Origin of the sequence: Rhizobium sp. CRRU65, assembly GCF_048551595.1 — a bacterium.
GTDB classification, from domain to species: domain Bacteria; phylum Pseudomonadota; class Alphaproteobacteria; order Rhizobiales; family Rhizobiaceae; genus Rhizobium; species Rhizobium leguminosarum_J.
On record NZ_JBLYZH010000010.1, the window covers coordinates 206,694 to 222,064 of the forward strand.

Genomic DNA, 15,371 nt, shown 5'->3' on the forward strand with positions numbered 1-15,371 from the left:
GGAAGTGGCAAACCGGGAGACGGATGATGACGAATCTGTTGAAATCCTGCACGGCAGCGCTCGCCTGCGTGAGCTTCGCGACGCAGGTGATCGCCGCCGAACCGCTGAAGGCCTTGGGCAAGGGCGAAGGTGCGGTCAGCATCGTTGCCTGGGCCGGCTATATCGAACGCGGCGAAACCGACAAGAACTACGACTGGGTCACCGATTTCGAAAAGGAGACCGGCTGCAAGGTTTCCGTCAAGACCGCCGCCACCTCGGATGAAATGGTGTCGCTGATGAACGAAGGCGGCTTCGATCTCGTCACGGCATCGGGCGACGCCTCGCTCCGCCTTATTGCCGGCAAGCGTGTCCAGCCGATCAACACCGATCTGATCCCGAGCTTCAAGACCGTCGACGAGCGTCTGCAGAACGGACCGTGGTATACGGTCGGCGGCGTGCATTACGGCGTGCCCTATCTCTGGGGGCCGAACGTGCTGATGTACAATACCGATGCCTTCAAGGACAAGGCGCCGACCAGCTGGAACGTCGTCTTCGAGGAGCAGACACTGCCCGACGGCAAGTCCAACAAGGGCCGCGTCCAGGCCTATGACGGCGCTATCTACATCGCCGATGCCGCCATATATCTGATGGCCCATAAGCCGGATCTCGGCATCAAGGATCCCTACGAGCTGAACGAGGACCAGTACAAGGCCGCCCTCGACCTGTTGCGCGGCCAGCGCAAGCTCGTCTCCCGCTACTGGCACGATGCGATGATCCAGATCGACGATTTCAAGAACGAAGGTGTCGTCGCCTCCGGCTCCTGGCCTTTCCAGGTGAACCTGCTGCAGGCAGACAAGCAGAAGATCGCCTCCACCTTCCCGGATGAAGGCGTCACCGGCTGGGCCGACACCACCATGCTGCACGCCGACAGCGAACATCCGAACTGCGCCTATATGTGGATGGAACATTCGCTGAAGGCCAAGGTCCAGGGTGACGCCGCCGCCTGGTTCGGCGCTGTTCCCTCCGTTCCCACCGCCTGCAAGGGCAACGAACTGATGGGCGATGCCGGCTGCGCCACCAACGGCTTCGATCACTTCGACAAGATCAAGTTCTGGAAGACCCCGGTCGCCAAATGCACCACGCAGAGCGAATGCGTGCCGTACCATCGCTGGGTGTCGGATTATATCGGCGTGATCGGCGGGCGGTAAACCCGGCCCGTTCGTGGGGTAAAGACCCCCTCCCTCCCCACAAGGGGGGAGGGCTCTCTGAGTGGCATCGCCGAATCCTGCCGAAACACCAAGGTATTTGCAAAAGGGTACGGCAGGTTAAGCCCCTCCCCCTTGTGGGGAGGGGTTTGGGGCGGGGTCTTATAAACCAAGACCTCAGCCTCCCTAAAAGCAAAGAAGCCGGAGCCCCCAAATGACACCCGCCGTCCGTTTCCAGCAGGTATCGCGCCATTTCGGCCAGGTTCGCGCCGTCGACGGCGTCGATCTCGAGATCGCGCCGGGCGAGTTCTTCGCGATGCTCGGCCCCTCCGGCTCGGGCAAGACGACGTGCCTGCGATTGATAGCCGGCTTCGAACAGCCGACATCGGGCCATATCCAGATCTTCGGCGAGACGGCCGAGGGCGTTCCGCCCTATCGCCGCAACGTCAACACCGTGTTCCAGGACTACGCGCTGTTCCCGCATCTGAACATCCTCGACAATGTCGCCTATGGGCTGATGGTCAAGGGCGTCGGCAAGGCGGAACGGATGAAGGCTGCGGGCGACGCCCTCGAGCTCGTCAAGCTGCCGGGCTACGGCGCCCGCCGCCCCGGCCAGCTGTCCGGTGGCCAGCGCCAGCGCGTGGCACTCGCCCGCGCACTCGTCAACAAGCCGAAGGTGCTGCTGCTCGACGAGCCGCTCGGCGCACTGGACCTGAAGCTGCGCGAACAGATGCAGGAAGAGTTGAAGAGCCTGCAGCGCGCGCTCGGCATCACCTTCGTCTTCGTCACCCATGATCAGGGCGAGGCCCTGTCCATGGCCGACCGCGTCGCCGTCTTCAACGATGGCAACATCGTCCAGGAGGGCACACCGCAGGATATCTACCGCCGCCCGAAGAACCGCTTCGTCGCCGATTTCGTCGGCTCGTCGAACGTCATCGCGCCTGATCTCATGGCCTCGCTCGGCGGCGAAAGACGCTGGGCGAGCCTCCGCCCCGAAGCGATCCGGCTGGCAGGCGACGGCGTCGAGGCGCAGGTCGACAATGCGAGCTTTCTCGGCGCAGCCACGCGCCTTACCGTTGGCCTCAGCGGCGCGCGGCTGCATGTGATGCTGCCGGCGGGGGCTGATGTACCGGATATCGGCGCCGGCATCCACCTCGCCTGGCAGCCCGCCGATATCCACTACATGGATGACGCGGCATGACGGCGCTCGCCATCATCAACGGGCAAACATCGATCCTGCCAGGTCGCGGCGGCTTCTTCGGCCGCCTGTCGGATGCCTTCTGGCGACGCCCGAAGTTGCTGCTTTTCCTCATGCTGGCGCCGCCGCTGCTCTGGCTCGGCATCATCTATATCGGTTCGCTGCTCGCCCTGCTTCTGCAGAGTTTCTTCTCGATCGACGATTTTTCAGGCCTGGTGAATTACGAATTCACGCTTTCGACCTATGCGCAGCTTCTGAACCCGACGAATTTCGACATCATCATCCGCACTTTCGTCATGGCAGCGCTGGTGACCATCGCTTCCGCCTTGATCGCCTTCCCGATCGCCTACTACACAGCGCGTTATGCGCAAGGCAAATGGAAGGCGCTTTTCTATCTCGGCATCATGCTGCCGCTCTGGTCGAGCTATCTCGTCAAGATCTACGCCTGGAAGCTGATCCTCGCCAAGGAAGGCATCCTCACTTGGATCTTCGAGAAGCTGCATCTCTCCTGGCTGCTCGACGGCATCCTGAACCTGCCGGTCATCGGCGGCAATTCGCTCTCGGTGAGCTACCTCGGCACCTTCATCGTCTTCGTCTATATCTGGCTGCCTTATATGATCCTGCCGACACAGGCAGCCCTCGAGCGCGTGCCCGGCAACCTGATCGAAGCCTCGTCGGATCTCGGTGCCACGCCGCGCCAGACTTTCCGCACCGTACTGCTGCCGCTGGCATTGCCTGGCATCGTTGCCGGTTCGATCTTCACCTTCTCGCTGACATTGGGCGATTACATCATCCCGCAGATCATCGGTTCGTCCAGGCTCTTCATCGGCCAGGCGGTCTATACCCAGCAGGGAACGGCCGGCAATGTGCCGCTGGCGGCCGCCTTCTCCGTCGTGCCGATCGTCATCATGGCGCTCTATCTCTGGCTCGCCAAGAAACAGGGAGCCTTCGATGCGCTCTGACCAGAAGACATCACCGCTTCCACTGAAGATCGCCGCAGCCGGCGGGCTGCTTTTCCTGCATCTGCCGATCCTGTTGATCTTCGTCTATGCCTTCACGACGGAGGAGAAGAGCTATCAATGGCCGCCGCCCGGCCTGACGCTGCAATGGTTCGCCATCGCCTGGAACCGGCCTGATGTCTGGTCGGCCCTCGGGCTTTCCGTGCAGGTCGCCGTCATCGCCACGGCGATCGCGTTGGTGCTCGGCACGCTCTGCGCGGCAGCCGTCAGTCAGACGAAATTCTTCGGCCGCGAAGCGATCTCGCTGCTCGTCATCCTGCCGATTGCGCTTCCCGGCATCATCACCGGCATTGCGCTGCGCTCCGCTTTCAGCCTGTTCGACATCCCGTTTTCGGTCTGGACCATCGTGCTCGGCCACGCCACCTTCTGCGTCGTGGTCGTCTACAACAATGCGGTCGCTCGCTTCCGCCGCACCTCCGGCTCGCTGATCGAGGCCTCGATGGATCTCGGCGCCGACGGCTTCCAGACCTTCCGCCATGTCATCCTGCCGAATATCGGCACTGCCCTTCTCGCCGGCGGCATGCTCGCCTTCGCGCTTTCCTTCGACGAGGTCATCGTCACCACCTTCACCGGCGGCCAGCAATCGACCTTGCCGATCTGGATGCTCGAAGAGCTCATCCGCCCGCGCCAGCGTCCCGTCACCAATGTGGTCGCCATGGTCGTCGTGCTCGTCACCTTCCTGCCGATCCTGGCAGCCTACTACCTCACCCGTGACGGCGATCAGATCGCCGGCGCCGGCAAATAACAGGGAGAACATCATGGATATCCAAATGCTGATCGGTTCCCGCTTTGAAAAAGGCACGGAAACGGAAGAGCACATCCTGAACCCGAAGACGGGCGAGACGGTGCTGGATCTTGCCGAAGCCTCGCTTTCCCAGGTGGACGCAGCCGTCGACGCCGCCGAAAAGGCCTTCAAGAGCTGGTCGCAGACGACGCCCGGCGAGCGCTCCGGCTACCTGCTGAAGATCGCCGATGCGATCGAGAAGGATGCCGTCGGCTTCGCGACGCTGGAGGCGCTGAACTGTGGCAAACCGATCAATGCCGTGCTGAACGACGAAATCCCGGCGATCGTCGATTGTTATCGCTTCTTCGCGGGCGCCGTGCGCAACCTGCATGGACCGGCCGCCGGCGAATATCTCCCCGGCCATACCTCGATGATCCGCCGCGACCCGATCGGCATCGTCGGCTCGATCGCACCCTGGAACTATCCGCTGATGATGATGGCCTGGAAGCTGGCGCCGGCGATTGCCGGCGGCAACACCGTCGTCTTCAAGCCCTCGGAGCAGACGCCGCTGACGGCGCTGAAAATGGCGAAACTGCTTTCCGAAATCCTTCCCGAGGGCGTCGTCAACGTCATCCTCGGCCGCGGCGAAAGCGTCGGCAATGCGCTGATCAACCATCCGAAGATCGGCATGATCTCGATCACCGGCGATGTCGCGACCGGCAAGAAGGTATTGCAGGCCGCCGCCAAGACGGTCAAGCGCACCCATCTCGAACTCGGCGGCAAAGCCCCGGTCATCATCTTCGACGATGCCGATATCGACGCCGTCGTCGCGGGCATCCGCACCTTCGGCTATTACAATGCCGGCCAGGACTGCACTGCCGCCTGCCGCATCTATGCCGATGCCAAGGTTTACGACAATTTCGTCGCCGACCTCTCCTCAGCCGTCTCGAGCATCCGCTTCAACCAGGCCGACGATACCGAAAACGAGATCGGCCCGCTGATTTCCAAGCGTCAGCGCGACCGCGTCGAAAGCTTCGTCGCCCGTGCTTCCGAGCACAAGCACATGGAAATCACCGCCGGCGGCAAGGTCTCCGGCGACAAGGGCTTCTTCTTCACCCCGACCGTCATTGCTGGCGCCACGCAGGACGACGAGATCGTCCGCCGCGAGGTCTTCGGTCCGGTCGTGTCGGTCACCCGCTTTTCCGATGCCGAGGATGCCGTCGCCTGGGCGAATGACAGCGATTATGGCCTCGCCTCCTCCGTCTGGACCAAGGATATCGGCCGCGGCATGAAGACCGCTGCCCGACTGCAATATGGCTGCACCTGGATCAACACCCATTTCATGCTTGTCAATGAGATGCCGCATGGCGGCCTCAAGCAGTCCGGCTACGGCAAGGACATGTCGGTCTACGCGCTGGAAGACTACACCGCCGTACGCCACGTGATGATCAATCACGGCTGATCGCCGGGAAAGGCAAGGCTACGAAATTCAACGCAATGCCCATCGGTAGCACTGGGAGGGTGCTCCACACTGATCGCCATTCCATTCAAGCGACCTGGAACATTTTCCCGGTTGCTGCGTCTTTCCCAGGCAAACGCAAAGGATGATGTCATGCTGAAATGGGCTCTGATATTTTTCGTGATTTCGATCATCGCCGGCTTCTTCGGTTTCTCGGGTGTCTCCGCCGCTACCGCGACGATCGCCCGCGTTCTCTTCGGCATTGCGCTGGTGATCTTCCTGATCTTCCTTGTCCTTGCGCTGATGGCCGGCCAGGCCATCCTGTGAGCGGGCGCGGGGCCGCTGCGTCTTGCGCTTGCGGCCCTCGCCGTCTGTTGTCGCCACAACCCCTTTGCTCTTGATCCTATTTCAACTCGGCGAGCAGAGCGTCGGCACCTTTACGGACGCCCACCATGGAGGCATCCATCGCCGTAAAGCTTGCGCCGATATTCATCGCATTGGGATATTGCTTGGTGACATAGGAAGACAGGAGACGATTGCTCGATGCATCATAGATCTCCACGGCATAATTCACCGAGCCGGTCATCGAGCCTTCCCGGCCGCGAGCGGCCTGGACGGTGTTGTACAATCCGCCTGCAACGTCGATGCGCGTGACCGTTCCGAGGACCGCAGTCGTTGCCTTGGCGCCCGTCAGCGTCAGATGCAATCTGAGAGTTGCCGGAGCGACTGCGCTGACGACCGCAAAGCGCGTCTTCAATCTTTCGGTGAATTGAGTCTGCATGTAATTGGCCAGGAAGATCCTGTCTTTTTCCGGAAGCTTGCCAAACTGACTGTCAGGACCGTTATAGACGGTTACGGGATCGACGATGATCCGGTTGTACTGGCTCCAGTTGACTTTCGTCTGATAGCGATACGGCACGCGGCCGGTTTTATCCTCAGTGTTCGGCTGGAGCTGTGATGCCGAAGCAAGTCCGGAATAGACCGTGGGGTCAGGGGTCGTGCATGCGGCAACGCTCGAACAGGCGAGTATCAGTGCGGCGCCGACTTTCAAATTTTTTATCAATGACTTGGCTCCAGCTTTGGAAATGCCGAATGGCATCTGCTGGCAGCGGTTTTATGGAATTCGAATGTTGCTGTGTTTGCTATGATATGCGGAAATGTTCGTGAGCCGTGTTCGCTCCGAAGCAGCGCGACGCGTGATGACGCGACGGCCGGGCAATAGTCATTGTGATGAAGGGATCGGCGGCGCGCCTTCGGGCTGGATCGCCTGAGGGGCGGGAAGATCGATCACGACGACCAGGCCGGTTGGCTCCCTGTCCAGCAACGACAATTGTCCATTGTGCGCTTTGGTGACAATTCCTTTGGCGATCGGAAGGCCGAGCCCAAGCCCGGAACCGCCCTGGGCACCGATCTGGCGGGATTTATCCACTTTGAAGAACGGCTCCAGAACTTTCGCCTTGGCCTCATCGGTCAAACCAGGGCCGTTGTCGCCCACCGATATTTTGATCCCGCCATCGTCGCTCTCTTGCAGATCGATTTCGACTTGCTTTGCATAACGAGACGCATTGTCGACCAGATTCGTGATTGCCCGAGTCAGGGCCTGAGGTTTGCAGACAAACGCCAGCCGCCGCGAACCGGTGAAGCTTACATCGACGCCCACGTCGGAGAAGTCTGTCGCAATCGTCTGCAGCAGGCTTGAGATATCGACCTTTCGATCAGTCTCCGCAGTGGACGCATCTTTGAAATAGGCCAGGCACTCGTCGATCATGAAACTCAAGGTGGCGATATCGGCCAGCATCAGGCTGCGAAGCTCGGGCTCGCCGGAACGCTCGGCACGCATCCGCAATCTCGTCAGAGGTGTCCTGAGATCATGGCCCACGCCGCTCAGCATTCTTGTTCGATCCTCCGCCATGCTCTGGATTCGATCGCTCATGACGTTCAGTGATTCCGCCAGGCTTCGAATCTCGGCTGTGCCGTCCGCTTCGAAAGGCTTTTCCCAACTGCCCTCCATGCTTACTCGTTTTGCGGCGGCGGCAAAGTGCCTCAGAGGTTCGGTGATGAGCCGACTGCTGAAATATGCAAGCAGCACCAATGGGATGACGATTTTCAGAAACCCGCTGGCGGCGGCTGGAACGAACCAGACGTAGCTGGGAAAAACCGGTAGCTGAAAGACAAGGGCACGCTTGTCGTCGATTCCGACGGTCAGGATATCAGGGTGCGATTGACCGATGACGAAGCGATGAAATGCCGCGAAAATATTATCGGCGAGCATTGCGTTGATACGCGCCACCAACTCGCTTGGAGATACCATCTGCTGTTGGCCGGCAAGCGGCCGATCCAGGGACAATTTTTCGACCCCAACACCGAGTGCCGCTGCTCTCTTGAGAACGGCGACTTCATCTTGCGCTGAACTTGCCTGGGAAAATTGCTCCGCGACCATTGCCGCTCTGGCAGCAAACAGGCCGTTTTGAAACCCGCGGTCATGACGGCCGTAGATATAAGGCTCCATGGCGGTCGCCACCACGGAAACGAGCACGACAAGCAAGGTCGCCAATATGAGGATCTGGCTTTGGATCGAAGCGCGCCGGAAATTTCTCAAGAGAGACGCTCTACCGTGGATGCGAAGAGATATCCCCCCAGCCGCACCGTCTTTATGAACGTCGGATCTTTCAGATTTGGTTCGATCTTTTGCCTGACCCGGCTGATATGGGCGTCGATGCTGCGCTCGACCGGCCCCGCCGATCCGGCATGTGTCATCGACAACAGCTGTTCGCGCGTCAAGACCTTGTTGGGATTGCAGCAGAAGGCCAGGAGGATATCGAACTCCGCGGTTGTCATGGAAACCTGCGCTCCATCCGCGTCGTGGAGCTGGCGGCTTTTGGGATCGATGCGCCATCCCGAGAACATCATCGGTCCAAGTGCTTCCTCCTGATGATGAGCATATGACGCTCTGCGGAGAATACTCTTGATCCGGGCCAACAGCTCGCGGGAGTTGAATGGTTTCGTGACATAGTCGTCGGCTCCGAGCTCCAGGCCGAGAATGCGGTCGATATCCTCCTGCAGCGCCGTCAGCATCAGGATTGGCACCGAGCACGCTGCACGAAGCCGTCTGCAGATGCTGAAGCCGTCCTCGCCCGGCAACATCGCATCGAGAACGATGAGATCGTATTGCTGTCGCGCCATCATTCGATCCATAGCCGCGCCGCTGTCCACCGACGAGGCCTCGAAGCCGCTGCTTCGAACAAGGTCCACCAGCATATCTGCGATTGCGGGATCGTCTTCGACGATGAGGATATGAACCTGATTGGGAGCTGCCATTTCTTATGCCATCGTCATTCGTTCTCTTGCCGGGAGATGTCTCCCGACGCGAAATTACCACGTTTCACCGTGTCTAGGTCAGGCGGCCTCGTCGACTGACAACCGCGGTGATTATCTCCCGGTCTTCAGATACCAAGCGATATCTGTCGCCGCGTCGACGCGGTCTCCGCCTTCAGGATATCAAGTGTCGTGCAATGCTATATTCGATAATGTTGAGATATGTTGCAGGATTTTCGACACGGGGTCCGGCGTCAAAACTGCCTTTCGAGATCGCCGCTGATTTCCACCTTGTCACCTAGGATGGCGCTGTCAATGATGACCGTGGCGATGAAACACATCCGGACGACCAGCAGGCAAAAGAACACCAGAGAGACGACCGCCGTCGTATAAAATTTCAACGCCGAGCGCTTCGGGAGCCCTGCGGTGAGCTTATCGAGAGCGCGTCTGGCGAGACGACCGATCGCCACCAGCAGGAACAATGCCGTGATGATATATCCGCTTGCCGATGCTGCACCGAGCAACTGAAACATGAGAAGACATCCGCACCACGTAAAAAGCTCCGGTCTCGGAATGACGTTTTCAAGCCGCCGAAACCCGGTAGAAATATGCTCATAGGAATCGTCCGGAACGAGGCGCAGCGTGGCCGGCCGGAGAGACGGGGCCGGGTCATCGGGATCTGAATCACGCGAAGACCGGTCCGTCGGCGACGGGAATTCGGTCACCTCTAATCGGCTCGTTCTGCGCTGGGCGCAGCGCGGCGGCTTAAAAGAAGGGATGTGGCGGCACGCCACCGGGATGCCTTCGCCGTGCCTGCAATCACCGTCTCGTTCGCAGCAGGGGCTCTCTGGACTGCAGCAATTCTGCCTGTCCTTGACTCGGTAAGGGCCGAGATCCTTCTCAGAAATGCATCGCTATCGAATTCCTTCGAGGAGTGAACCGCCTTCGTGGCCGGCTGGACGGCATGGAAAAACACCTCGAGATTGATGACCGGTATCGGCTTGATGTTTCGGACCATATCGATGTCCGCCCGCATCGTTACGGCCAGAAAATATCGATCCGAACGCAAGGCGTCGAAGAGCTCCGGTATTGAGGACACCGCCGTCGCGGCATATCCGTTCTCATTCAGCTTCGAGACGATATCGCAGGCAGCATCTTTTCCGAGAAAGACGAGAATTGGTTTTTGCTGGTTGCTTTGCGCGGAAGACATCACTGGCACACTCCTGACCTGTCGCCAAAAGTGTAGCCCGCATCGACGCTTCTATTTATTCGGTTTTATTTGGTTTTATTGCGCCCGCGAGCGCTCGAGAAATTCAGCCCAAGATGGCCGTCCTCGGTAAATATTTAGGACAACACCGCCTTGAGCCAGGGATGCATCCCGGCCCGCTTTCTCAGCAGCTTGTCGATCGATATCGATCCCGCACCCGAAGCCGCCAGCACGAACATGCCGCCGGCAATCGCCAGGTCCTTCTCGAAATGCAGCAGTTCGTTCTGGCTGGCAAAATTCGTGTGGAAGAGCAAGGCGGTCGCCAGGCAAAAGAGCGCCAATGCCGATGCGCCAAGCCGGCTGAAGAAGCCTGTCGCAACGGAAAGGCCGGCGCCGATCTGAAGGGCAATGGTGGCAAGCGCGACCGGCGCCGACAGCCCCAGTTTCGCGAAAATGTCGAAAGTCGCGGTGATATCTGCCGCGAGTGACCAAGCTTCGTGCAGGAAGATCAGCGACAGCAGAAGCCTGCCGAGAAGAAGAATGAGATCGGCCAGTCGGGGCCGGCTTGAGGCGCTTTCCATCACACCCTCCAATTTGAAGAGCAGGCGGTCCGCCCGCCCGCTCGTGCGCTCAGATCCTATGCTGCCGCTGGACCTGATGGCTCTTTACAGCTCCTCAGATCCTCGCAGCCACTCTGGCAAGATGCATTATAGCAGGCTAGCCCCGACGTTGATCGCAAGCGCCAGGATCGTCGTATTGAACAGGAACGACAGCACGGCATGCAGCAGCGTCAGCTTGCGCATGCTGGTCGAACTGACCGCGACATCCGCCGTCTGTGCGGCAACGCCGATGGTGAAGGAGAAATAGAGAAAATCCCAGTAGCCGGGCTCTTCGATCCCGTCCGGAAACTTCAGCCCACCCTCCTCGTCCGCCCCGCCATAGAAATAATGGGCATAGTGGATGGTGAAGAGTGTATGCAGGAAGATCCAGGAAATCAGGATCGTCAGAACCGCAACACCTGCCCGCGCCAGCGCGACGTCAGGTGCCGCCTCCTTGATCGAATGAAGCTCGAGGCCGATCCCGGCAATGCTGGCAAGGGCGGCACCGATCGACAGAGCCAAGAGGACGGTGTCGGAGAAATCGAGATCCTCCGAACGTTTCCGGATGCTTTCGACCGTCGCCCGCAGCATCTTGCGCCAGCTGAGCGCGACAAAAACGCCGGCGCTGACATTCCAGCCGAACAGGATATTGCCGGCGCTGACGTCGCGTGAGGTCAGCGCCAAGAAGACCACCAGTCCGGCAACAACGGCAAAGATGAAGCTCGCATGCTTGTAGGCAAATGCTGCAAGCGAATTTGCCCGTTCCTCATCCGCCATATCGGTCTCCGACAGCATATGCCCTTGATAACAGCATGAAAAAGGCGCGCCTGCCAGCCGGCAGCCGCGCCTCCGATTGTGGCCGAGCCTTATCAGGCGGCGGCGAGCTGCAGTTCCTTCTGCACCATGGTGCGCAGCGTTCCGAGATCCTTGGCGAAGGCGCGGATGCCTTCGGCGAGTTTTTCCGTCGCCATCGCGTCTTCGTTCATCATCCAGCGGAAGGTCTTCTCGTCGACGGAGACCTTCGGATCCGGCTTGCGGCTCTCCGGCGAGAGCTTGCGCTCCAGCTTGCCTTCATCCTTGGCGAGCTCGTCGAGCAGGTTCGGGCTGATGGTCAGGCGGTCGCAGCCGGCAAGGGCTTCGATTTCGCCGGCGCTGCGGAAGGAGGCGCCCATGACGATCGTCTTGATGTCGTTCGCCTTGTAGTAGTTGTAGATTTCACGGACGGAGATGACGCCCGGATCTTCCTCGGCAGTGTAGTCCTTGCCGGTCGACTTCTTGTACCAGTCGAGGATGCGGCCGACGAAGGGCGAGATCAGGAACACTTTGGCGTCGGCGCAAGCGATCGCCTGGGCCTTGCTGAAGAGAAGCGTCAGGTTGCAATCGATGCCTTCCTTCTGCAGCACTTCGGCGGCGCGGATGCCTTCCCAGGTGGAAGCGAGCTTGATGAGGATGCGGTCCTGGCCGATACCGCGATCCTTGTAGGCGGCGATGATGGCCCGCGCCTTGGCTAGCGAAGCCTCGGTATCGAAGGAAAGATCGGCGTCGACTTCGGTCGAGACGCGGCCCGGGACGAGTTTCACCAGGGCTGCACCGACGGAGATGGCGAGGCGATCGGCGACGGCGGAAGAAACGGCTTCGGGATTGCCGCCCTGCTTCTTGCCCCAGGCGACGGCTTCCTTGATGGCGTCGGCAAACATCGGCGTGCCGAGAGCCTTGAGCACGATGCTCGGGTTCGTCGTGCAATCGACCGGCTTCAGGCGGGCGACGGCTTCGATGTCGCCGGTATCGGCGACCACGGTGGTAATCTCGCGAAGTTGGTCAAGCTTGGATGTCATGGTCAATAATCCTTGTTGAACTTGGGCTGCGACCGGCGCGAGTTCCGCCGGGCAAAGGTGATCTACCGACAGGTTGTTTGCATGCTGCAGGCGAAAATGCGCGCATCCGTCACGGATGATTCATAAACGTGAAGGACAGTGGCCGTGTTCCGGCCGCGAACGAACGGCTGCTCGCACGCAAACGATACCGCTTGCGGCTGGAAGGCCGGTCGTGACTTTCGGCATGCCCGCACTATGTCCTCCTCGGACGGACAAGAACGACGTGTGTCACCCGGACTATCGCCATTCGCCTTGCGAAAAGTCAAGGACATTTGTGCATTTCAATTGACATAAGTGTCACACCCGTCATTATCCCCGGCAACAAAAGTGTCGCTAAGGCCTTCATCCCATGAGGGATCTAGGGCAGGAAATCGTGCGGAGGAGATGTGGTCAAGCTCAAACGCGGCACGCACACGGCCTATTCGGAGGCATCCTCGCTGCGGCTCAGGGCGGCATGGCTCTATTACAACGAGGGCCTGACCCAGAAGGACGTCGCCGAACAGCTCGGCATCAGCCGCACCACGGTGATCCGCCTGCTCGACGAGGCGATGAAACGCAGCGAAGTCCAGATCTGGATCAACGATTCGATTGGCGACTGCGTTGAACTTTCGGTGAAGCTGGAGCGTGCCTATGGCCTCGACGAGGCGATCGTCGTCCCTGCGCCGGTCAATGGCGACGTCAATTCGCTGGCGAGAAATGTCGGTCTGGCGCTTGGCCAGTTCCTCTCCGAAGCCATCCCCGACGACTATACCATCGGCGTCGGCTGGGGCCGCACCATGACCGCCTCGCTGTCGAGCTTCCGGCCGCCGCGCCGCGCCAATTGCAAGGTCGTCTCGCTGCTCGGCGGCATCGTTGCCGTGCATCAGACGAACCCGATTGATTACACATGGCGGCTGGCAAACCAGCTTGGCGCCGAATGCTACATGTTCCTGGCGCCGCTTCTCGTCGATTCCATCGAGACCAAACGTAATCTGATCGAGAAATGCGGGCTGGACACGATCTACCGCCTCGCCGAGAACCTCGATCTGGCGATCGTCAGCTGCGGCGATATCGGCCCGCATTCGACCTCGCTGTCGGAGGGCTGGATCTCGAAGGCCGAGCTGCAAGAGTTGATCGATGCCGGCTGCGTCTGTGACACGATGTTCAACTTCCTCGACAAGGACGGCAATTCGGTCGACCACTCGATCAATCAGCGCGTCATGTCCGTCGATCTCGACACGCTGAAGGAGGCAAAGCACATCGTGCTCTCCTCCGGTGGCGCCCATCGGGCCGTGGCGATCCGTGCGACGATCAAGCGCATCGGCTGCAACACGCTGATCACCGATGAAAGTGCTGCCCGGGCATTGCTGGAATTGGCGGAATAGAAACACATGCTCCCACTTGACAACAAGCGTTGGGGTGAGTTGAGCCATTGCTATGGCCCGGCAGCCGATACTCCGGCACTGCTGAGAGCATTGGACTTGCCGGCCGGACCGGACTTGTCTCCCGATGCGGAACCTTGGTTCAGCCTATGGTCAAGCCTCTGTCATCAAGGCGACGTCTACACTGCTTCATACGCGGCGGTCCCTCATATCGTCAGGATCGGGCTTGCGACGACGGCACCGATCGACTTCTCTTTCTACCAACTGCCGGCAAGCATCGAAATTGCCCGGATGACCGGGCGGGGACCGGAAATACCCGCTGATCTGGAAGAGGCCTACCACCACGCGATCACATCGATGACTGACTGCGTCAGCTTGCACCGCCATGAAACCTGGAGCAGATCGACGCTCCTCTCGGCAGGCGCAGCCCAAGCAGTCGCGAAAGGTCACATCGACATCGCCGAAGCCCTATTGAATCTGGACGACGACATTATCGCCCGGATCAACAATTTTGACTTCGACTAATTGCGGCAGGCCCCTCAGGCGTGCGCCGATTCCCAGCCGAGCATCGCCCGCTTGCGGGTGAGGCCCCAATGGTAGCCCGTCAGTGCGCCGTTCTTGCCGAGCGCCCGATGGCAGGGCACCACGAAGGAGATCGGGTTTGCCCCGACCGCCGCACCCACGGCGCGCTGCGCCGTCGGGCTGCCGATATCGTTGGCGATATCGGAATAGGTGACGGCCTTGCCGAACGGGATCTTCAGCAGGCTCTGCCAGACGCGTACCTGGAAGTCCGTGCCGATCAGCACGACACGCAGCGGCTGGTCCGAGGACCATTTGCCGGGCTCGAAGATCCGGGCGGCATAGGGGACCGTCGCCTGCAGGTCTTCGACATATTCGGCGTTCGGCCAGCGGCAGGTCATATCCTCGAGGCAGGCCCTCTCGTCGCCGGAATCGCTGAAGGCAAGGCCGGCAAGGCCGCGGTCGGTTACCATGATCAGCGCGATGCCGAAGGGGCAGATGTGGAAGCCATAGCGGATGGTGAGGCCGCCGCCCTTGGCCTTCCATTCGCCGGGCGACATCGCCTCATGGGTGACGAAAAGGTCGTGCAGGCGGCTCGGCCCGGAGAGGCCGACCTCGATCGAGGTCTCGAGCAGCGGCATGTCTTCTTTGCGCAGCAGCCGCTTGGCGTGGTCGAGCGTCACCGCCTGCAGGAAGCCCTTGGGCGAGAGCCCGGCCCAGCGGGTGAAGGTCTTCTGCAGCTGGGTCGGCGACTGGTTGAGCCGCGCCGCGATCGCCTCCAGCGAAGGCTGGTCGCGGTAATCCTCGGTGATCAGTTCGATCACCCGACGGACAATGTCATAATCAGGGCCGTCAGGCGTGATGTCTGTCTGCAGGTTGGCAATCATATTCATCGTCTTTCTCCTTGTAACC

The 15,371-nt window shown here is 60.2% G+C and carries 17 protein-coding genes; 8 read left to right on the forward strand and 9 right to left on the reverse strand.

What is annotated here, in order from left to right:
* Positions 1-26 precede the first annotated feature (26 nt).
* The 6 genes from ACM5SV_RS21160 (at position 27) to ACM5SV_RS21185 (ending at position 5,911) form a co-directional block, all read left to right on the forward strand.
* The gene (locus ACM5SV_RS21160) at positions 27-1,187 is read left to right on the forward strand and encodes an ABC transporter substrate-binding protein (RefSeq protein WP_419425394.1); all 1,161 of its coding nucleotides are present in this window, start codon (positions 27-29) and stop codon (positions 1,185-1,187) included.
* A gap of 211 nt (positions 1,188-1,398) precedes the next feature.
* Positions 1,399-2,385 carry an ABC transporter ATP-binding protein gene (locus tag ACM5SV_RS21165; RefSeq protein WP_222014803.1) on the forward strand — a complete coding sequence of 329 codons (987 nt, stop codon included), beginning with the start codon at positions 1,399-1,401 and terminating at the stop codon, positions 2,383-2,385.
* The gene (locus ACM5SV_RS21170; RefSeq protein ID WP_222014804.1) at positions 2,382-3,344 is read left to right on the forward strand and encodes an ABC transporter permease; all 963 of its coding nucleotides are present in this window, start codon (positions 2,382-2,384) and stop codon (positions 3,342-3,344) included. The genes ACM5SV_RS21165 and ACM5SV_RS21170 overlap by 4 nt, the downstream gene beginning before the upstream one ends.
* A complete protein-coding gene (locus ACM5SV_RS21175; RefSeq protein ID WP_221968794.1) occupies positions 3,334-4,146 on the forward strand; it encodes an ABC transporter permease in 813 nt (270 codons plus the stop codon). The genes ACM5SV_RS21170 and ACM5SV_RS21175 overlap by 11 nt, the downstream gene beginning before the upstream one ends.
* 13 nt (positions 4,147-4,159) lie before the next feature.
* A complete protein-coding gene (locus ACM5SV_RS21180) occupies positions 4,160-5,587 on the forward strand; it encodes a gamma-aminobutyraldehyde dehydrogenase (protein WP_221968796.1) in 1,428 nt (475 codons plus the stop codon).
* A gap of 150 nt (positions 5,588-5,737) precedes the next feature.
* Positions 5,738-5,911 carry a DUF1328 domain-containing protein gene (locus ACM5SV_RS21185; RefSeq protein ID WP_003552965.1) on the forward strand — a complete coding sequence of 58 codons (174 nt, stop codon included), beginning with the start codon at positions 5,738-5,740 and terminating at the stop codon, positions 5,909-5,911.
* A 76-nt stretch (positions 5,912-5,987) separates the two neighbouring features.
* Here ACM5SV_RS21185 and ACM5SV_RS21190 read toward each other — a convergent pair whose 3' ends face one another.
* From ACM5SV_RS21190 to tal, 8 genes are all read right to left on the reverse strand, one after another.
* Positions 5,988-6,647 (reverse strand): DUF3313 domain-containing protein, encoded by a 660-nt coding sequence (locus ACM5SV_RS21190; protein ID WP_032996720.1) that lies wholly within the window; start codon positions 6,645-6,647, stop codon positions 5,988-5,990.
* Positions 6,648-6,806: 159 nt separating this feature from the next.
* The gene (locus ACM5SV_RS21195) at positions 6,807-8,183 is read right to left on the reverse strand and encodes a sensor histidine kinase (RefSeq protein WP_222014805.1); all 1,377 of its coding nucleotides are present in this window, start codon (positions 8,181-8,183) and stop codon (positions 6,807-6,809) included.
* Positions 8,180-8,902: a response regulator gene (locus tag ACM5SV_RS21200; RefSeq protein ID WP_222014806.1), complete on the reverse strand. Its 723-nt coding sequence runs from the start codon at positions 8,900-8,902 to the stop codon at positions 8,180-8,182. The genes ACM5SV_RS21195 and ACM5SV_RS21200 overlap by 4 nt, the downstream gene beginning before the upstream one ends.
* 251 nt (positions 8,903-9,153) lie before the next feature.
* On the reverse strand, positions 9,154-9,432 hold the full coding sequence (locus tag ACM5SV_RS21205) for a hypothetical protein (RefSeq protein ID WP_222014807.1): 279 nt from the start codon (positions 9,430-9,432) through the stop codon (positions 9,154-9,156).
* 194 nt (positions 9,433-9,626) lie between these two features.
* Entirely contained in the window at positions 9,627-10,118 is a 492-nt protein-coding gene (locus ACM5SV_RS21210; RefSeq protein ID WP_222014808.1) for a hypothetical protein, read from the reverse strand.
* 125 nt (positions 10,119-10,243) lie between these two features.
* The gene (locus ACM5SV_RS21215) at positions 10,244-10,690 is read right to left on the reverse strand and encodes a DoxX family protein (protein WP_017995234.1); all 447 of its coding nucleotides are present in this window, start codon (positions 10,688-10,690) and stop codon (positions 10,244-10,246) included.
* Between the two features lie 123 nt (positions 10,691-10,813).
* Complete coding sequence (locus ACM5SV_RS21220; RefSeq protein WP_221991258.1) at positions 10,814-11,482, reverse strand: DUF1345 domain-containing protein; 669 nt, start codon at positions 11,480-11,482, stop codon at positions 10,814-10,816.
* Positions 11,483-11,574: 92 nt separating this feature from the next.
* Complete coding sequence (tal, locus tag ACM5SV_RS21225) at positions 11,575-12,540, reverse strand: transaldolase (protein WP_003543075.1); 966 nt, start codon at positions 12,538-12,540, stop codon at positions 11,575-11,577.
* 425 nt (positions 12,541-12,965) lie between these two features.
* On the opposite strand from tal, the gene ACM5SV_RS21230 reads away from it, so the two are divergent.
* Positions 12,966-13,943 (forward strand): sugar-binding transcriptional regulator, encoded by a 978-nt coding sequence (locus ACM5SV_RS21230; RefSeq protein WP_113548127.1) that lies wholly within the window; start codon positions 12,966-12,968, stop codon positions 13,941-13,943.
* 6 nt (positions 13,944-13,949) lie between these two features.
* Positions 13,950-14,465 (forward strand): hypothetical protein, encoded by a 516-nt coding sequence (locus ACM5SV_RS21235; RefSeq protein WP_012759060.1) that lies wholly within the window; start codon positions 13,950-13,952, stop codon positions 14,463-14,465.
* A gap of 14 nt (positions 14,466-14,479) precedes the next feature.
* Here ACM5SV_RS21235 and ACM5SV_RS21240 read toward each other — a convergent pair whose 3' ends face one another.
* A complete protein-coding gene (locus tag ACM5SV_RS21240) occupies positions 14,480-15,352 on the reverse strand; it encodes a methylated-DNA--[protein]-cysteine S-methyltransferase (protein WP_113548126.1) in 873 nt (290 codons plus the stop codon).
* Between the last annotated feature and the right edge of the window lie 19 nt (positions 15,353-15,371).

Bases quoted from the DNA above. Each gene is read 5' to 3' on its own strand.
- ACM5SV_RS21170 (WP_222014804.1), top strand. From the start codon at position 2,382: ATGACGGCGCTCGCCATCATCAACGGGCAAACATCGATCCTGCCAGGT.
- ACM5SV_RS21205 (WP_222014807.1), bottom strand. From the start codon at position 9,432: ATGTTTCAGTTGCTCGGTGCAGCATCGGCAAGCGGATATATCATCACG.
- ACM5SV_RS21175 (WP_221968794.1), top strand. From the start codon at position 3,334: ATGCGCTCTGACCAGAAGACATCACCGCTTCCACTGAAGATCGCCGCA.
- ACM5SV_RS21240 (WP_113548126.1), bottom strand. From the start codon at position 15,352: ATGAATATGATTGCCAACCTGCAGACAGACATCACGCCTGACGGCCCT.
- ACM5SV_RS21180 (WP_221968796.1), top strand. From the start codon at position 4,160: ATGGATATCCAAATGCTGATCGGTTCCCGCTTTGAAAAAGGCACGGAA.
- ACM5SV_RS21165 (WP_222014803.1), top strand. From the start codon at position 1,399: ATGACACCCGCCGTCCGTTTCCAGCAGGTATCGCGCCATTTCGGCCAG.
- ACM5SV_RS21220 (WP_221991258.1), bottom strand. From the start codon at position 11,482: ATGGCGGATGAGGAACGGGCAAATTCGCTTGCAGCATTTGCCTACAAG.
- ACM5SV_RS21185 (WP_003552965.1), top strand. From the start codon at position 5,738: ATGCTGAAATGGGCTCTGATATTTTTCGTGATTTCGATCATCGCCGGC.
- ACM5SV_RS21200 (WP_222014806.1), bottom strand. From the start codon at position 8,902: ATGGCAGCTCCCAATCAGGTTCATATCCTCATCGTCGAAGACGATCCC.
- tal (WP_003543075.1), bottom strand. From the start codon at position 12,540: ATGACATCCAAGCTTGACCAACTTCGCGAGATTACCACCGTGGTCGCC.
- ACM5SV_RS21160 (WP_419425394.1), top strand. From the start codon at position 27: ATGACGAATCTGTTGAAATCCTGCACGGCAGCGCTCGCCTGCGTGAGC.
- ACM5SV_RS21235 (WP_012759060.1), top strand. From the start codon at position 13,950: ATGCTCCCACTTGACAACAAGCGTTGGGGTGAGTTGAGCCATTGCTAT.